This window comes from Aeromonas sp. 30P (genome assembly GCF_051919805.1).
Taxonomy (GTDB): domain Bacteria; phylum Pseudomonadota; class Gammaproteobacteria; order Enterobacterales; family Aeromonadaceae; genus Aeromonas; species Aeromonas veronii.
The window spans coordinates 709,743-725,020 of record NZ_JBQBEA010000001.1 but is presented as its reverse complement, the minus strand read 5'-3'; the positions used below and the strand labels follow the sequence as shown (position 1 = coordinate 725,020).

12 protein-coding genes and 2 pseudogenes are annotated in these 15,278 nt (G+C 53.4%); 2 read left to right on the top strand and 12 right to left on the bottom strand.

Annotation, left to right across the window (positions count from 1 at the left end; genetic code table 11):
• Positions 1–8 precede the first annotated feature (8 nt).
• Positions 9–1,631, bottom strand: a complete 1,623-nt coding sequence (locus ACTG2B_RS03560; RefSeq protein ID WP_439995214.1) for an NAD+ synthase — start codon at positions 1,629–1,631, stop codon at positions 9–11.
• 146 nt (positions 1,632–1,777) lie between these two features.
• Here ACTG2B_RS03560 and ACTG2B_RS03555 point away from each other — a divergent pair, with 146 nt between their 5' ends.
• Positions 1,778–2,296, top strand: a complete 519-nt coding sequence (locus ACTG2B_RS03555; RefSeq protein ID WP_108612714.1) for a GspH/FimT family pseudopilin — start codon at positions 1,778–1,780, stop codon at positions 2,294–2,296.
• 98 nt (positions 2,297–2,394) lie between these two features.
• Positions 2,395–2,922, top strand: coding sequence for a GspH/FimT family protein (locus ACTG2B_RS03550; RefSeq protein ID WP_150390245.1), 528 nt, complete (start codon positions 2,395–2,397; stop codon positions 2,920–2,922).
• Between the two features lie 27 nt (positions 2,923–2,949).
• Here ACTG2B_RS03550 and tapY2 read toward each other — a convergent pair whose 3' ends face one another.
• The 11 genes and pseudogenes from tapY2 to ribF form a co-directional block, all read right to left on the bottom strand.
• The gene (tapY2, locus tag ACTG2B_RS03545) at positions 2,950–3,231 is read right to left on the bottom strand and encodes a type IVa secretion system protein TapY2 (RefSeq protein WP_309508046.1); all 282 of its coding nucleotides are present in this window, start codon (positions 3,229–3,231) and stop codon (positions 2,950–2,952) included.
• The gene (locus ACTG2B_RS03540; RefSeq protein ID WP_429201463.1) at positions 3,228–6,890 is read right to left on the bottom strand and encodes a pilus assembly protein; all 3,663 of its coding nucleotides are present in this window, start codon (positions 6,888–6,890) and stop codon (positions 3,228–3,230) included. Before ACTG2B_RS03540 ends, tapY2 begins: the two co-directional genes overlap by 4 nt.
• 10 nt (positions 6,891–6,900) lie before the next feature.
• Positions 6,901–7,338 (bottom strand): type IVa pilus pseudopilin TppD, encoded by a 438-nt coding sequence (tppD, locus tag ACTG2B_RS03535; protein ID WP_083243732.1) that lies wholly within the window; start codon positions 7,336–7,338, stop codon positions 6,901–6,903.
• Positions 7,335–8,330: a PilW family protein gene (locus ACTG2B_RS03530; protein ID WP_115521302.1), complete on the bottom strand. Its 996-nt coding sequence runs from the start codon at positions 8,328–8,330 to the stop codon at positions 7,335–7,337. The genes tppD and ACTG2B_RS03530 overlap by 4 nt, the downstream gene beginning before the upstream one ends.
• Before the next feature lie 184 nt (positions 8,331–8,514).
• Positions 8,515–8,895 (bottom strand): type IV pilus modification protein PilV, encoded by a 381-nt coding sequence (gene pilV, locus ACTG2B_RS03525; RefSeq protein WP_439995213.1) that lies wholly within the window; start codon positions 8,893–8,895, stop codon positions 8,515–8,517.
• A 3-nt stretch (positions 8,896–8,898) separates the two neighbouring features.
• Positions 8,899–9,303 (bottom strand): type IV pilin protein, encoded by a 405-nt coding sequence (locus tag ACTG2B_RS03520; RefSeq protein WP_005358030.1) that lies wholly within the window; start codon positions 9,301–9,303, stop codon positions 8,899–8,901.
• A 110-nt stretch (positions 9,304–9,413) separates the two neighbouring features.
• The gene (gene ispH / locus ACTG2B_RS03515) at positions 9,414–10,349 is read right to left on the bottom strand and encodes a 4-hydroxy-3-methylbut-2-enyl diphosphate reductase (RefSeq protein ID WP_439995212.1); all 936 of its coding nucleotides are present in this window, start codon (positions 10,347–10,349) and stop codon (positions 9,414–9,416) included.
• Positions 10,349–10,801: an FKBP-type peptidyl-prolyl cis-trans isomerase gene (gene fkpB / locus ACTG2B_RS03510; protein WP_042059691.1), complete on the bottom strand. Its 453-nt coding sequence runs from the start codon at positions 10,799–10,801 to the stop codon at positions 10,349–10,351. Before fkpB ends, ispH begins: the two co-directional genes overlap by 1 nt.
• Complete coding sequence (gene lspA / locus ACTG2B_RS03505) at positions 10,798–11,295, bottom strand: signal peptidase II (RefSeq protein ID WP_019445577.1); 498 nt, start codon at positions 11,293–11,295, stop codon at positions 10,798–10,800. The genes fkpB and lspA overlap by 4 nt, the downstream gene beginning before the upstream one ends.
• A pseudogene (gene ileS / locus ACTG2B_RS03500) lies at positions 11,295–14,155 on the bottom strand (isoleucine--tRNA ligase). The gene lspA and the pseudogene ileS overlap by 1 nt, the downstream one beginning before the upstream one ends.
• Positions 14,155–15,128, bottom strand: a pseudogene (gene ribF, locus ACTG2B_RS03495) (bifunctional riboflavin kinase/FAD synthetase). Before ribF ends, ileS begins: the two co-directional pseudogenes overlap by 1 nt.
• Positions 15,129–15,278 lie beyond the last annotated feature (150 nt).

Here is a 15,278-nt window from a genome sequence, read left to right as displayed (position 1 = left end):
GTGACTCCTTACCAGTTCTGTTTGCCGAACCCGGATGTAATGGGGTAACGGCGATCCTTACCAAAGTTGCGAGCCGTAATGCGGGGCCCGACCGCCGCCTGACGGCGCTTGTATTCGTTGAGATCCACCAAGCGGATCACCTTGCGCACCACCGCTTCCTCGAAGCCTTCTGCCACCATGTCGGCGACCGATGCATCCTCTTCCACGTAACGCTTGAGGATGGCATCAAGGATGTCATACGGGGGCAGGCTGTCCTGATCCACCTGATCCGGCGCCAGCTCCGCTGAAGGGGGGCGGTCGATAACCCGCTGCGGGATCACGTAGTCGACCGAGTTGCGATATTCGCACAACTTGAAAACCAGCGTCTTGGGCACATCTTTCAGCACGTCGAAACCGCCCGCCATGTCACCGTACAGGGTGGCATAACCCACAGCCATTTCACTCTTGTTGCCAGTGGTCAGCACGATACGACGACGCTTGTTGGAGAGCGCCATCAGCAGCACACCGCGGCAGCGGGCCTGCAGGTTCTCTTCGGTGGTATCGCGGGCGGTGCCTTCAAACAGCGGCGCCAGCTGGGTCATAAACCCTTCGAACATAGGCTCGATGGAGATGATGTTGAACTCAACCCCCATCCGCTCGGCCTGCTCCTTGGCATCTTCCACACTCATCTGGGCGGTGTAGCGGAACGGCATCATCACCGCCTGCACCTTGTCGGCACCGATGGCATCGGCCGCAATGGCCAGCGTCAGCGCCGAGTCGATGCCGCCGGATAGACCCAGCACAGCGCCGTGGAAGCCGTTCTTGGTAACGTAGTCGCGCACTGCCAGCACCAGCGCCTGATAGGTCTCGGCCAACGGCTCCAGCGGCGCAGCGGGTTCCCGCTCCTTCACCGGCTGGCCATCAGCAAAACGTACCAGCGCCAGCTCTTCGGCAAACGGGGCCAGCTTGTGAGTCAACTCGCCCTGGCTGCTGAACACCTTGGAGCAGCCGTCGAAAATCAGCTCGTCCTGACCACACACCTGATTGAGGTAGACCAGCGGCAGACCGGTCTGATCGCAGCGTTCGGCCATCAGCTCGCGGCGGATCCAGGGTTTCTCCTGATCATAGGGCGAGGCGTTGATGGTGAGCAGCAGCTCGGCCCCCGCTGCCTTGGCGGCCAGCGCCGGGCCCGGTTGCCACAGGTCTTCGCAGATGAGCAGCCCTAGCTGATAACCACGGAACGGCACCACGCAGGTCTCGCTTGCAGCGGTAAAGTAGCGCTTCTCATCAAACACGCCGTAGTTGGGCAAGTCCTGCTTGAAGTAACGGGCAATCAGCTTGCCCTGCTCATAGAGTGACGCCGCGTTGTAGAGCGCCTCTCCTTCACGCCAGGGATGCCCCACCAAAATGGCACAGTTGCCCTGCCATTCGGCAACACGAGCCAACGCGGCTTCGACCCGCATCATCAGATCGGCGCGCAGCAGCAGATCTTCCGGTGGATAGCCGGTCAGGGCCAGCTCGGAGCAGACCAGCATATCGGCACCTTGCTGCTCGGCCTGAGCCGCCGCAGCGAGCACTTTGTCAGTGTTATCTTCGATGGCGCCTACCGTCAGATTCAACTGGGCAAGCATCAGAGAGAGGGCTTTTGCCATGGCGATGCATCTTGAATTCGAAAATGATGGGGAATGATAAAGAAAAGGGGGGCAATCTGCCAGTTCAAGACAGGCGTAACCGTGTGACAGCAACCTGCGGGAAGGATAAGCTGTAGATAGTCACGGAACGACAGGCCTTCGCAGATATGAAAAACGCCGGATTTACCCTGATGGAGTTGATGATAGCCATTGCGCTGGGCGTCATTCTGTTGGGGATTGGTATTCCTTCCCTCTCTAACCTGCTTGGCAGCAATAATTTGGCGACCCAGGAAAAAAGCCTTCTCAACCACTTAAACTATGCCAGACAACAGGCTATCTCTAACCAGCAAACGGTTACTCTCTGCCTGACCACTATCAATAATTCTGTAGAAGAGTGCGTTACTGCCAATCAAAATGGAGCGACCCGGCAGATCGCTTTTATCGATACTAATAGCGATCAGAAGCTCAATGGCAGCGAAACAACTCTGACGGCAAGTCCCGAGTTTCCTGCAGAACTGGCCATTTCTGCAGATGCACAGGCGCTGCGCTTCACCCCAGATGGCACCATTACGTCTGACAGCGAGGTCATCTTTTCACTCTGTGTCAGCGGCGAAAAGGGCGTTCAGATTGAAGTTATGCCTGCCGGGCGTGCCCATAGCCAGGCAAGTGGTGCTGTATGTCCATGACCAGCATTAACTACCGCGAAACACACACGAGCACAAAAGGATCCATTTCAATCCAATAGCTATGCTTAGAGTCTCCTTTGAACAAGGACTCATACGCTATGGCACGAAATGGATTTACCCTGCTTGAGTTTTTAATATCTGCAAGCCTGACAACCATCCTGCTGACCTTGGGACTGCCGTCATTGGCAAATCTGCTGACATCTACCGACAGCGACATCTACACAAGAAACCTGCAGGACCACCTGATCTTCGGCCAACGGCAAGCCATCACACAGCAGCAACCCGTCACAGCATGTCTTGCCATGCCTGTCAGAAACTCCACAAAAGAAGGCTGTGTACTCGCAAATCAAACCGGCGCCCAGCGCATGCTTGTCTTTATCGACACCAATCAGGATCGCCAATTCGATATTGCAAGTGGCGATATCTTGTTATCAGCAACAGAACCCTTTCTTGAAAAACATACCGTGACGGCCAATCGACAATTTGTGCGATTTAGTCCAGATGGCACTGCGATTGGCACCAACATGACACTCCGGTTTTGTATCGACCAAGTACCCAGAGTCGATATCATCGTTTCCCCATCTGGCAGAAGCAGAAGCGAAAAAAAGGGGCTGAGTTGTTCTTAGCCCCTTTACCCTACTCAATAACCAACGTTATCTGGGTTGGATTTCATCTTGTTTTTTTGCATCAGCCAGCGAAAAGTTAGCCGCCAAAGGAACGCACTCGATTACCTCTGTGACAAGATGCACCACCCCATCAATCTCATAACCTTTCTGTTTAAATACCCTGACCAGATTTGCCTTGCTCGTATCAGCAACCGGTTGCTGCAACACCATCTGCACGCCACCTTCCAGAGTGACATAACATTTCATGTCTTCCGTTTGAGCATGAACCAACAAGGGCAAGCCCACACACCAGAGCAGCATGCGTTTCATCCCTGTTCTCCTTCATAGAGATAGATTTTCTTGGGAGACATATCCATTTTTGCCTCTTCCGCACCTTGTGAGCATTCTCCTTCACCGGTACAGCGCTCAGGCTCTCCCTTCCCATCATCTTTGAGGATGACCTCCTTGCCCGGAGCACCACCTATAATCCTGATCCGGCCATCATCCCCACCATGAATAACCAGATCATCAGCAACCTTATTTTGCACCTCTACGTAACGCTGAATAACTTCCTGATTGTTGCTATCCAGTACATATTTGAAAGAAGTGCCATAGTGCATATCAATCATATATTGGCGCATGGCACCGATCGATTGAATCGTACATTGTTGGAAATCCTGTACCTGAGGCAAAAAGGAGGTGAAATAGAGCTTGCCTTGCAACACCAAACCAGCCCCCATTGATTTTTCACCGCTTTCATTGAGCCAGAATTTCCATCCCAACTTGCTGGTCAACGCCTTGGTGGTGTTTACAATCTGCTCTTCATTCAAACCCGTAAAGGGATCGCTGGTCACATCGTAGAGATCGTTCAGTGTGATACTTGATGGCACCGCTGGTTCAGACGTTGCCCCAAACAAGGTTGGATTAACATTGTAGTCACGTAGCATCACATACACATTTTGGGTTGTCGCCTCCGAGGAGGGGCGGTTTCTATCACCACTGCCTATCAATACGGCATCAAACGGACGCTCGCTGTAAAGATAATTTGTCCCATCATATTTCCAACCTTTATTGATGGTGCGCACCAATACGGGCTGGGTAAAGAAACGGCGATCATCTTCCAGCTTCTTGGCAGTTCCACTTAAATGTGCATTTCCCAAACTGGCAAACTTGATGGCCGTCCATTTGGATTTTTCTGTCCCCTTCATGTCGATGCGCCAGATCTGACCGCCGGTATCACCCGCATAAACCCGGTCAGATACACCATCTCCATCGCTGTCCAGCACAGAAACAGCGCCAGGCATGCTATAAACCATGCCTGCAACCTGTTTGTTGGTTGCACTGGCCACATCCGGGGTAAAGCTTAACAACAGCGTGCCGGCCTCAGCATCCACGATATAAATACCCAACCCTTCACTGTCTTCAGCCCCCTGGCCCAAATAGCTCTTGGCCTGATCATAACCTCCAGAGAATATCAGGACTGGCTTATAGGTTTTTTTACCATTGGTTTCTGTGTAATAACCGGGAATGAACGCAACCTCGGGGATCGACCAGGTCTCGCCCAGTTTGCTGAAACCGGCGCTGTTTTTATCCAACCGCCACATAAGCGAAGGGGAGTCCGGATCGGATATATTCAACGCATAATAGGCCTTGCCACCACCGCGCAACCCGGTAAATAACCACACTTTGTCACCTTGTGACGACTTGATATGACCATCTTTGACTTGCTCATTGACCAGCACAGTGGGCGATGAATCTACACCATATAGATGAGCCGATGAATCCAGGTTTTCTCGCAGCGCTTTCTGATTCGCGATAAATTGATAAGGCATAACGGCCCAGCTTTCATCAACCGTGGCGCCGCTGTCTTTAAACATATGCAAGAAGCCGGCATTACTTCCCATCACAATGCGCAAGTCAGGTGTACATGTAGTCTGTCCTGTCGACGTTGTACAACCATAGTTGATCACTAATGGCCGTGAATGCAACGGGTCACCAAGAATATGCTCCCGATTATCTGTTCTATCACCATCCTGACTCTCATCAAACGCATCAATCCCCTTGGTCCAATTAAGCAGGTCATCCATGCTATCAGCACTATCAAGCTTCATGACAGTGCGTAGCTGCGTCGCCCCGCCTGCCATGCCCTCAAGAGCAGACTTGCTAAAGGGAGTTAATGTATTAGTGGAAGGGGGAATAATATAAAGATTGCGATTGGTTTTAGCAGCCAGCATTTCTTGTACCCCACCCTCGGCAACCTTGTTACCATCACTGGTGGATGACCAATAGGTTCTTGCTGACTCAAGAATTGTTCCATCACTGGATATCGCAGGTAAGCCACTCTGATCGATTACATAACCCTTATCTGGATTAAGAACCAGCTTTTTAAGATTGCCCTTCCATCGTGGACCAGAACCAGGCTCAAACATTGCGTAATAAATATTATTCAGACTGCGAGTACGGTCAAAGTTATTAGTGGCAATGGCGGGAGAGACCAACGAGGTATTCATTTTCAAGATAGCTAGTAATGATGATTTTAATGCTTCGTTAAGTTGGGTTGCATCGGTTGCTGGATAGTATTTACCCCCACCACGACGAGCAGTCTCTGCCAATAATGCACCGGCCCCCTTAATTGCTTCATCTCCAAAACCCACGGTGAATGTTGTGACTGTTTGTTTGCCAATAGCCGAGGTGTTTACATCATTATTTTTCATATATCCGGCAAGTGCAGCAAGATAGCTTTTTTCACCAGAAGACCCATAACTAACCAAGCCGCCATAAGCAACCTTATCCTCTGTAGATAACGTGCTGATCAGGTTGGCGACAAGGGAATCTGCTGCTTTATCATTGGTTGGTTCACCATCTGTCATATAGATGATATAACCATTATTGGAACATTTATCATAGGGGGTTTTATATATACCCGATGTTACTTCAGCATTGCTATCCCGCTTGGGAGTACGATTTACATCATCGTCACCAAAGTACACCCCCAAACCGCCAAAGTATCTATATGATTCGTATAGTGTTTCACACAAGGGAGTCCAAGTGTCAGAGCTCAAACTATTTACCTTGTCAATCAAATCCTGCGCACCGCTTTTACCAGAGGTGAGGATGGCATCGTTACCTACAATATTGCGGATTATTCTTCCACCATTTCTACTACCTGGTTCATTGCCATCATTGTAGTTAAAAACAGCCAGACCAAAATCGACAGCTGGCGTAGCCAAAACCAGTTCTTTGACTGCATCCTGAGCAACTTTCAATCGAGTTTGTGTTGACACACCTGTACTACCGTAATACCAACGGACATAATTTGCCGTAAATAATGAGATCTGGGTAGAACTACCACTAGCAAGAGCATTGGCTACATTTGATGTGTAAAACCAGCTTCCCGTTGTGCGATTTGGCTTGTCAACGGGATAACCATCAACAATATATGTTGAATATGGACCTAAATATTGATTGTTTGCGTTTTGCTCATCAATATCTTGCTGGCAATCTGCAATTATTATACTGTGAATATCAAAATCATTTAGAGAACGCCAACGCCCCTTTCTATTTTTATCATATATTTCATATCCCCAAACTCGTGACTGAAATCGGCCCACATTATTTAGAGGGCCTTTAGATGTCGCACATGCATTTAAATTCTCACTAAAACGTTTGGTACTGTTGATAGTGGGAACTTTTCCATCACTGGAGAAATAGATGAAGCGATTACTATTATTAACATCTGGATCATTAGCCAATGATGGATAACTTATCGATGAGTCATAAGGCTCTTTAGCAACTTCGGTTGTATTTTTCATACTCCCCGAGTTATCGAAAATAAAGAGCACCTTAGGGCGGAAGTCCCCCGCCTTGGCAAAGTCATAAATAAACAACTCGGTATCATCGGAATAACCAGTACCTACCGCCAAAGATCCCCCTGATATTCCGCAACACAATACCAGCAAGCTTGTAAACAAACAGTTCCTTATGTTCATCACCCGCTCCCTAATTGGCACTGAGCAAGGGTTGTTCTACCCCGGCAGTAAAGGTCATTTGGCTATTCACCTTGCCATAAGCACTGGATGTGGTGGCTTCAGCATAACGACAAGCTGGCGTTACATTCTGGCTACTGGCTTCAAACTTTCGTTTGCATACACTTTCTGTATTGACTGTCAAAGTAGTAGCAGGAGTGGTAGTGCCTATTGCCGCCGAAGTACCAATTGTCTGCGTTGCAATTTGTGTTGAGAGAGAAGTATCGCTCAATGCAGACTCCAGAGTACCTTCAACTTCGTGCTCCGCCCGTTGCAAACTGGCACTAGAACCCGCCATCTTCAGACTCATACCACTGGATTGCATGACGACTACCGCAATCAGAGTCAAGGGAACCAGAATAACCAGTGCAACAATCAATGCTACACCCTGGTTTTTTTTAACCAATCTCATGTTCCACCTCGGGTGGTTATTTGTTGATTGCGTAATGCAATACTGCTTTCCAATAGCAGACGGCGATAACCATCACCACCACCATTAACCGTAATATTACCGAGTTGATAGCTATTGTTATTCTTATAGCGACTTGATTCCCGAGCGGCTCTAATCAGCAAGAAAAGCCGAGCACCCAATACTCGCCCCTCATTCCAGCGCTGTGTTGTCATTTGGTCCGTTGACATATATCTGTCTATGCGCCCATCAGGGATCAAGGAGTCGTCAACACCATACATCAACACCATATGTTCAACCCCTTCCGCCATGGCGCCACCAATCAGAGAAGAACCACCATTGACGGTCAAATAGCGCTTGCGTAAAACAGGAATACCATCTTCTTGTGACAGGTAATAAATGTAGTGCTGGTATTCCCAGATCTGGCTCTCATTATTGGCACCAAAGAGTGGTCTGGTTTCGCTTCCCTTGATGACTCTCGCCTCCTGACTATTGGTTGCCATATAAAAGCGGTTTGTATCCAATCCCTCTGATGCTGGTATAGGACGCCCTACCAGTCGCTTGATACTGATTACATCGGAGTTTGCCACTCGATCGTTGGCATCAATACAAGTAAAACCACTCAATCCTTTGCTTGCGGAGACCCGTGAAACCCAAAGCCCGCGAATTGGCCCAAGAGGTGATGGCAAACTACCGACAGAGCGCTCATCCAGACAATCGCTACTGGCAGGAACAATGCTGTCAGCACTGAGGCTCAGAGAAGAACCAACTTGTGTTGACTGACCAGTATAAGCTCCAAAAAAGCCAGCCCATTTGATATCCTGGCTAATCAACCGAATGGCCAATCGACCATTTTCCTGTAATTCACTTTGATCAAAGGCATCTTGAGAGCTGGAGCGAGACATCACAAAAACAGTGAATACCCCCGCCAACAAAAATAGCCCGAGCAGCATAGCGACCAGCCACTCTACCAGCGTGAAACCGCGAGAATTCATAAAGTCGTCGTCAGAATAAACTGGCGCCTCGAAAGATTATTTGCTGTCGAGAGTTGACACTCATTGATCAGCGTTGCTGCGGCGGTGGCAGCCCCCCCATCAGATATCTCTTGCTTGCCAGCCCAGAATATCCCGACAGCCAATACATTATTGGCCCGCCGCACCACGCAGCCTATCGGTGAATTCAGGAGGATGCAGCCCCCGAAACACTGGCCCCAAGCAGGGCTTGTTGCCAGTAGTGAAGGTCGGCATTACGTAAATCTGCAGCACTGCACGCGCTGATTGTGCCATCTGCGGCGGCGCATGTCGGACGTGGCAAGTTGGCGGCAAGATTAACGGTCACAGCACCGGATGCGGTCCAGCTATCGCGATTTATTCGTACTCGTTCAACCATATCGTTAGCCAACCAGCTGGCAATAGTGCGCTGACGAGCTTCATAACTGGCAAATTTTGAATGGGTTTGCAAAGCAACCAGACCAAGCAGCCCCAACGACAGGATGACTGCGGTGATCATCACCTCCAGCAGGCTGAATCCTCTCTGATGTGGTGAAACATGAATGACCATGGGCTATTCCCAACAGCTATTGCTAGCTGCACCAGAAGCACTTTTGACACCCAACTGATTAATGGAAAACACCGTGCAATCGGTATCTTTGGCTTGGGCCGTCGCCGCGCCAGCACTGGCTGACAAGGTGTAGGTGTTACCAGATACGGCAATGGATAATTGATACAAACCATTCTCAGATGCACTACTGATACCAAGAGCAGCTGCAGAGGATGCATACTGATTGAAATCCATAAAATAGGTTTCTTGCCGATTGGCTGCATTGAGCAGCATGCTCTTGGCTTCGACACGATGACTGGTCAGCACATATTGCTGATAGGCGGGATAAGCGATGGTGCCAAGAATCGCCACGATGGCGATGACAATCATCAACTCAATAAGAGAAAAGCCACGAAAGTATCCAATCATATCCCATCCTTGGTGACAGACTGCTTCATAAGTTTAACGCCGAGCCTGTCTCATGAACAAACCCGGCGTCATTATCAACACACTTTATTCTTAAGCCTTCCTGGCTGCACTCAAATTATTCTAAGTTCGGGAGGAACCTCAAAGACTACGTTCTCTTCACGGCCAGGATGCTCGGCGACCACCTTGCCTCCCAGCTCCCGCAGGCGGGCAATCACGTTTTGCACCAACACCTCGGGGGCGGATGCACCTGCAGTGACGCCTATCGCCTTCACGTCTTCCAGCCAGCTCGCCTCGATCATCGACGCATCATCGATAAGATAGGCTCTGGCACCCACCTTCTCGGCCAGCTCGCGCAGACGGTTGGAGTTGGAAGAGTTGCGAGACCCCACCACCAGCATGGCGTCCACCAGCCCCGCTATCTCCCGCACCGCATCCTGACGGTTTTGGGTGGCGTAGCAGATATCGTCCTTGCGTGGCCCCTGGATCTTGGGGAAGTGCTTGCGCAGCGCATCGATGACGTCAGAGGTCTCATCCACGCTCAGGGTGGTCTGGGTGACGAAGCAGAGGTCATCCGGATTCTTCACCTTGAGCTTGGCCACATCTTCCGGTGTTTCTACCAGATACATGCCGCCTTCGCGATTCTCGTATTGCCCCATGGTCCCGATCACCTCGGGGTGGTCAGCATGACCGATAAGCACGGCTTCGGAGCCCTTGCGACTGGCGCGATGGACTTCCATGTGAACCTTGGTCACCAGCGGACAGGTGGCATCAAATACCTTGAGGGCGCGGGACTTGGCCATCTCGCGCACTGTTTTGGCCACGCCGTGAGCAGAGAAGATGACGATGCTGTCATCCGGCACCTCGTCCAGCTCCTCGACGAATACAGCGCCCGCATCTTTCAACTTGTTCACCACATACCGGTTATGCACCACTTCGTGGCGGACATAGATGGGGGCACCGAACTTCTCCAGCGCGCTCTCGACAATGCTGATGGCGCGATCAACACCGGCGCAAAAACCGCGAGGGTTAGCGAGCAGAATATCCATTAATGCACCTTCTCCTCATCATCAACGCCCAGGATCTCCACCTCGAAGGTGACGGTATGACCGGCCAGCGGGTGGTTGAAATCGACCGTCACCGACATCCCGGCTACCGCCCGGATGATCCCCGGCAGCTCGCTGCCATTGGGCTGGTCAAACAGGATGATGGTGCCGACTTTTGGCTCTACATCGGCACCAAACTTGGCGCGATCCAGATGGTAGATGTTGTCGGGGTTGGAGAGACCAAAGGCCTCTTCCGGCGCCAGAGTAAAACTCTTGCTCTCCCCTTCGCACAGGCCCAGCAGACACTGCTCGAAGGTGGGGGTCAGGCTGCCATCGCCCATCCGCAGGCGGGCAGGTTTGCCGTGCAGCGCCGTGCTGTCGGCAACCGAGCCATCTTCCAGCTTGATGGAGAAGTGGAACAGCACGCTGCTGTTAGCGGTGATCTGCTGGCTCATGCCTGCTCCTTTTTCTCACCACGGAAACCGTCCAGCACGATCATGGCGGCCCCGATAAAGATAAAGCTGTCGGCCAAGTTGAACGCCGGCCAGTGCGCACGCTGCCAGTAGAAGTCGAGGAAATCGACCACATGGCCCAACACCAGTCGATCAAAGACGTTGCCAAGGGCACCACCGATGATGAGTGAATAGGCGATACCGCTCCAACGCTGGGCCACCGACTGCTTGCGCAGCCAGTGGATCAGCAATCCACAGATGGCAAAAGCCAGCACCGCGAAGAACCAGCGCTGCCAGCCCCCCTGATCAGCCAGAAAGCTGAATGCGGCGCCCTTGTTGTAGACGTGAACCAGATTGAAGAAGGGGGTGATCTCCACCCCCGGGTAGCCAAATGGCAGCAACTTGACCACGGCGAGCTTGCTCGCCTGGTCCAGAACAAAGGCCAGCACTGCCAGCCACAGCCAACGCAGGCCGCTTTTATGTTGAGTCATGTTCATCAGGCAAATTGACGCGTTTCGCCGTCACCCTCAACGTTGGTCACACAGCGACCACAGATCTCTTCGTGACCCGCGATGGTGCCCACATCTTCTACATGGTGCCAGCAGCGGTCGCACTTGGCGGCAGCAGACTGGGCCACGCTCAACCACAGGTCATCACGCTCGGTCGCCACAGAGCCTTCCGGCGCAGTGTCAGCCTCCACAACCTTGGCTTTGGAGGTGAGCAGCACAAAGCGCAGCTCATCAGCCAGGGCATTCAGGCGTGCAGCCAGCTCCGGCTTGGCGAACAGGGTCAGCTCGGCCTGCAGGGAACCGCCGATGCGCTTCTCACCACGAGCCACTTCCAGCGCCTTGTTCACTTCACCGCGCACGGTGAGGATCTCGGCCCAGAACTCGTCGTTGAGGGTTTCACCCGCTTCCAGCCCGAACAGGCCGTCGTACCACTCTTCGGTGAAGACGAACTCGCCGCGCTCACCCGGCAGCAGGGCCCAGATTTCATCAGCGGTGAAGCTCATGATCGGCGCCATCCAGCGCACCATGGCCTCGGCAATGTGATAGAGGGCGGTCTGGCAGGAGCGACGGGCCAGGCTGTCAGCCTTGGCGGTGTACTGGCGATCTTTGATGACGTCCAGATAGAAGGAGCCCATCTCGATGGAGCAGAACTGCATCAGCTTCTGGGTTACACCGTGGAAGTTGTACTCGTCGAATGCAGCCATGATCTCGCCTGTACCGCTTTGGCACGACCCACAGCCCAGCGATCCACCACTACCATGTCGGCAGGTGCCACCATGTCGGTCGCCGGATTGAAGCCGTTCAGGTTGGCCAGCAGGAAGCGGGCAGTGTTGCGAATACGACGATAAGCATCGGCAGAGCGCTTGAGGATCTCGTCGGAGACAGTCATCTCGCCGGTGTAGTCAGTGCTCGCTACCCACAGACGCAGGATGTCTGCCCCCAGCTTGTTCATCACGTCCTGCGGGCTCACCACGTTGCCGATGGACTTGGACATCTTGCGACCCTGACCATCCACGGTGAAGCCGTGAGTCAGCACCTGGTTGTACGGAGCCTTGTCTTTCATGGCCACGCCGATCATCAGGGAGGACATGAACCAGCCACGGTGCTGGTCAGAACCTTCCAGATACATGTCGGCTGGCTTGCCGTTGAACTCGGGACGGGCATCAACCACGGAAGCATGGGTAGAACCGGAGTCAAACCAGACGTCCAGAGTGTCAGGCACCTTGTCATACATGTCGGCGTCGCTACCCAGCAGCTCGGCCTTGTCCAGATCCCACCACGCCTGAATGCCGGACTGCTCGACCCGCTTAGCGACCTCGTGCATCAGGCGCACAGATTCCGGGTGCAGTTCCTGGGTCTCTTTGTGGACGAACAGGGAGATAGGCACACCCCAGGTGCGCTGACGGGAGATACACCAGTCAGGACGGTTCTCGACCATCGCCTGAATGCGGTTTTTACCCCAGGCCGGTACCCAGCCGCTCTGGCCTTGCTGGGCAATGCCGTCCTTCTCGATGCGCTCGATCTCTTCCAGTGCGCGCTTGCGCAGACCCTTCTGCTCCATGCTGATGAACCACTGTGGAGTAGCACGGAAGATGATCGGGGTCTTGTGACGCCAGCAGTGCGGATAGGAGTGGTTGAACACCTTGTGATGCAGCAGGGCGCCGCGCTCGGTCAGCACTTCGATCACGGAGGCATTGGCCTTAAACACATGTTGGCCGGCAAACAGTTCGGTATCCGGCAGGTAAACACCGTTGCTGCCAACCGGGTTGGCCACTTCCAAACCGTACTTCTGACCGACCACGAAGTCTTCCTGACCGTGGCCAGGGGCGGTGTGAACGGCACCGGTACCGGCATCCAGGGTGACGTGATCACCCAGTACCACCGGCACGTCGAAGCTGTAGAAGGGGTGGTTGAAGCGCAGCAGCTCGAGCGCGGCGCCCTTGGCGTAACCCAGATTGTGGAACTTCTCGATACCGGCGCGATCCATCACATCCTTGACCAGCTCAGCGGCCAGAATCAGACGCTCGGGGTTCTCCCCTTCAACTTGCACCAGCGCATAGTCGAGGTCGGCGTGCATGGCGATGGCGCGGTTGGCTGGCAGGGTCCACGGAGTGGTGGTCCAGATCACCGCAGAGATCGGGCCCTTGCCGGAGTGGCCTGCGGCGCAGTCAAACTTGGCGGCAACGGATGCCTCATCGACAGCCTTGAAGCGCACATCGATGGAGGGGGAGTTCTTGTCGTAGTACTCAACCTCGGCTTCAGCCAGCGCGGAGCCGCAATCGGTACACCAGTGCACCGGCTTGGAGCCTTTGTGCAAGTGGCCGTTTTCAACGATCTTGGCCATGGAGCGGATGATGTTGGCTTCGGTGCCAAAATCCATGGTCAGGTAGGGGTGTTCCCAGTCGCCCAGCACACCCAGACGGATGAAGTCGGTCTTCTGCGCTTCGATCTGGGTCTTGGCGTATTTGCGGCACTCGGCGCGGAATTCGGCAGCGGAAACCTTCTCGCCCGGCTTGCCGACCATGCCTTCTACTTTCAGTTCGATAGGCAGACCGTGGCAATCCCAACCCGGCACATAGGGGGAATCGAAACCGGAGAGGCCCTTGGACTTGATGATGATGTCTTTGAGGATCTTGTTGACCGAGTGACCGATGTGAATGTTGCCGTTCGCATAGGGGGGGCCATCATGCAGAATGAAAGAAGGCTTGCCCGCTTTGGCGCGGCGAATAGCGCCGTAGAGATCCTGATCATACCAACGCTTCAGCATGTTGGGTTCGCGCTTGGCCAGATCGCCACGCATCGGAAACTCGGTTTCCGGAAGATTCAGGGTGTGTTTATAGTCGCTCATCAGTCCTGGGTTCCCTTCTTTTCTAAAAGAGTGCTGGGTAAATTGAATTGTGGCAGCCCGAACCAGGCTCGGGCCGCCAGGGCATCTCGTTCGATCTGCTCTTTCAAGGCAGTGAAAGAGGCAAACTTCTGCTCTTCGCGCAGCTTGTGGCGAAGCAGCACCTTGACCTGCTGACCATATAGATCACCAGAAAAATCAAATAGATGTACTTCCAATCTGGCTTGTGTACCGCTCAAGGTCGGCCGTACACCCACATTGGCTACACCGGGGAAGGTCTTGCCGGAACATATCACTTCCACCGCAAACACGCCACCGACCGGGATCACCTGGCGCTTGAGGGCCAGATTGGCGGTGGGAAAACCTATGGTGCGCCCCAGCTTGTCGCCGTGAGCCACCCGGCCGCTGATGGTGTAGGGACGGCCAAGCATCAGCTCCACTTCCGCCATCCGGCCCGCCTTAAGGGCTTCACGCACCAGGGTGCTGCTGACCCGCTGCCGTTCGAGCTGGAAGCTCTGGGTACTGATCACCTCGAAGCCGAAGCGATGGCCCGCCTCCTCCAGCAGGTGGAAGTCCCCTTCTCGCCCCTTGCCGAAGCGAAAATCGTCGCCGACCACCAGATAGCGCACTCCGAGCTTCTCCACCAGCAACTGCTCGATGAAGGTCGAGGCCGCCTGCTCGGCAAAGCGGTGGCTGAAGCGCACACAGAGCATGCGGTCGATATGCAGCCCCTGCAGCGCTTCGTACTTCTCCCGCAACCGGCTCAGCCGGGCGGGCGCAGCCGTGCCGGCAAACAGCTCCAGCGGCTGCGGTTCGAACAGCATGACGCAGGCGGGCAATCCCAGCTGGGCCGCTTTCTCCTTGAACGTGCCAATACCGCATGGTGACCCTGATGAACCCCATCAAAGTTGCCAATGGTTAATACACATCCCCGGTGACGGGGCTTGAGATTGTGAATGCCGCGAATAAGCTCCATCAGTGCCTTGTGCGTTGCTGCCATGGAAATCGGCGGATTATATATCAGGCAGCAGGCAGGGTCAGCCCTCATAGCCTGATTTCAACTATCCGGGCCCAATCACGCTCCTTGGCGGCGCCATGAGGCACTATCCCCATGGCGCTGCAGGAT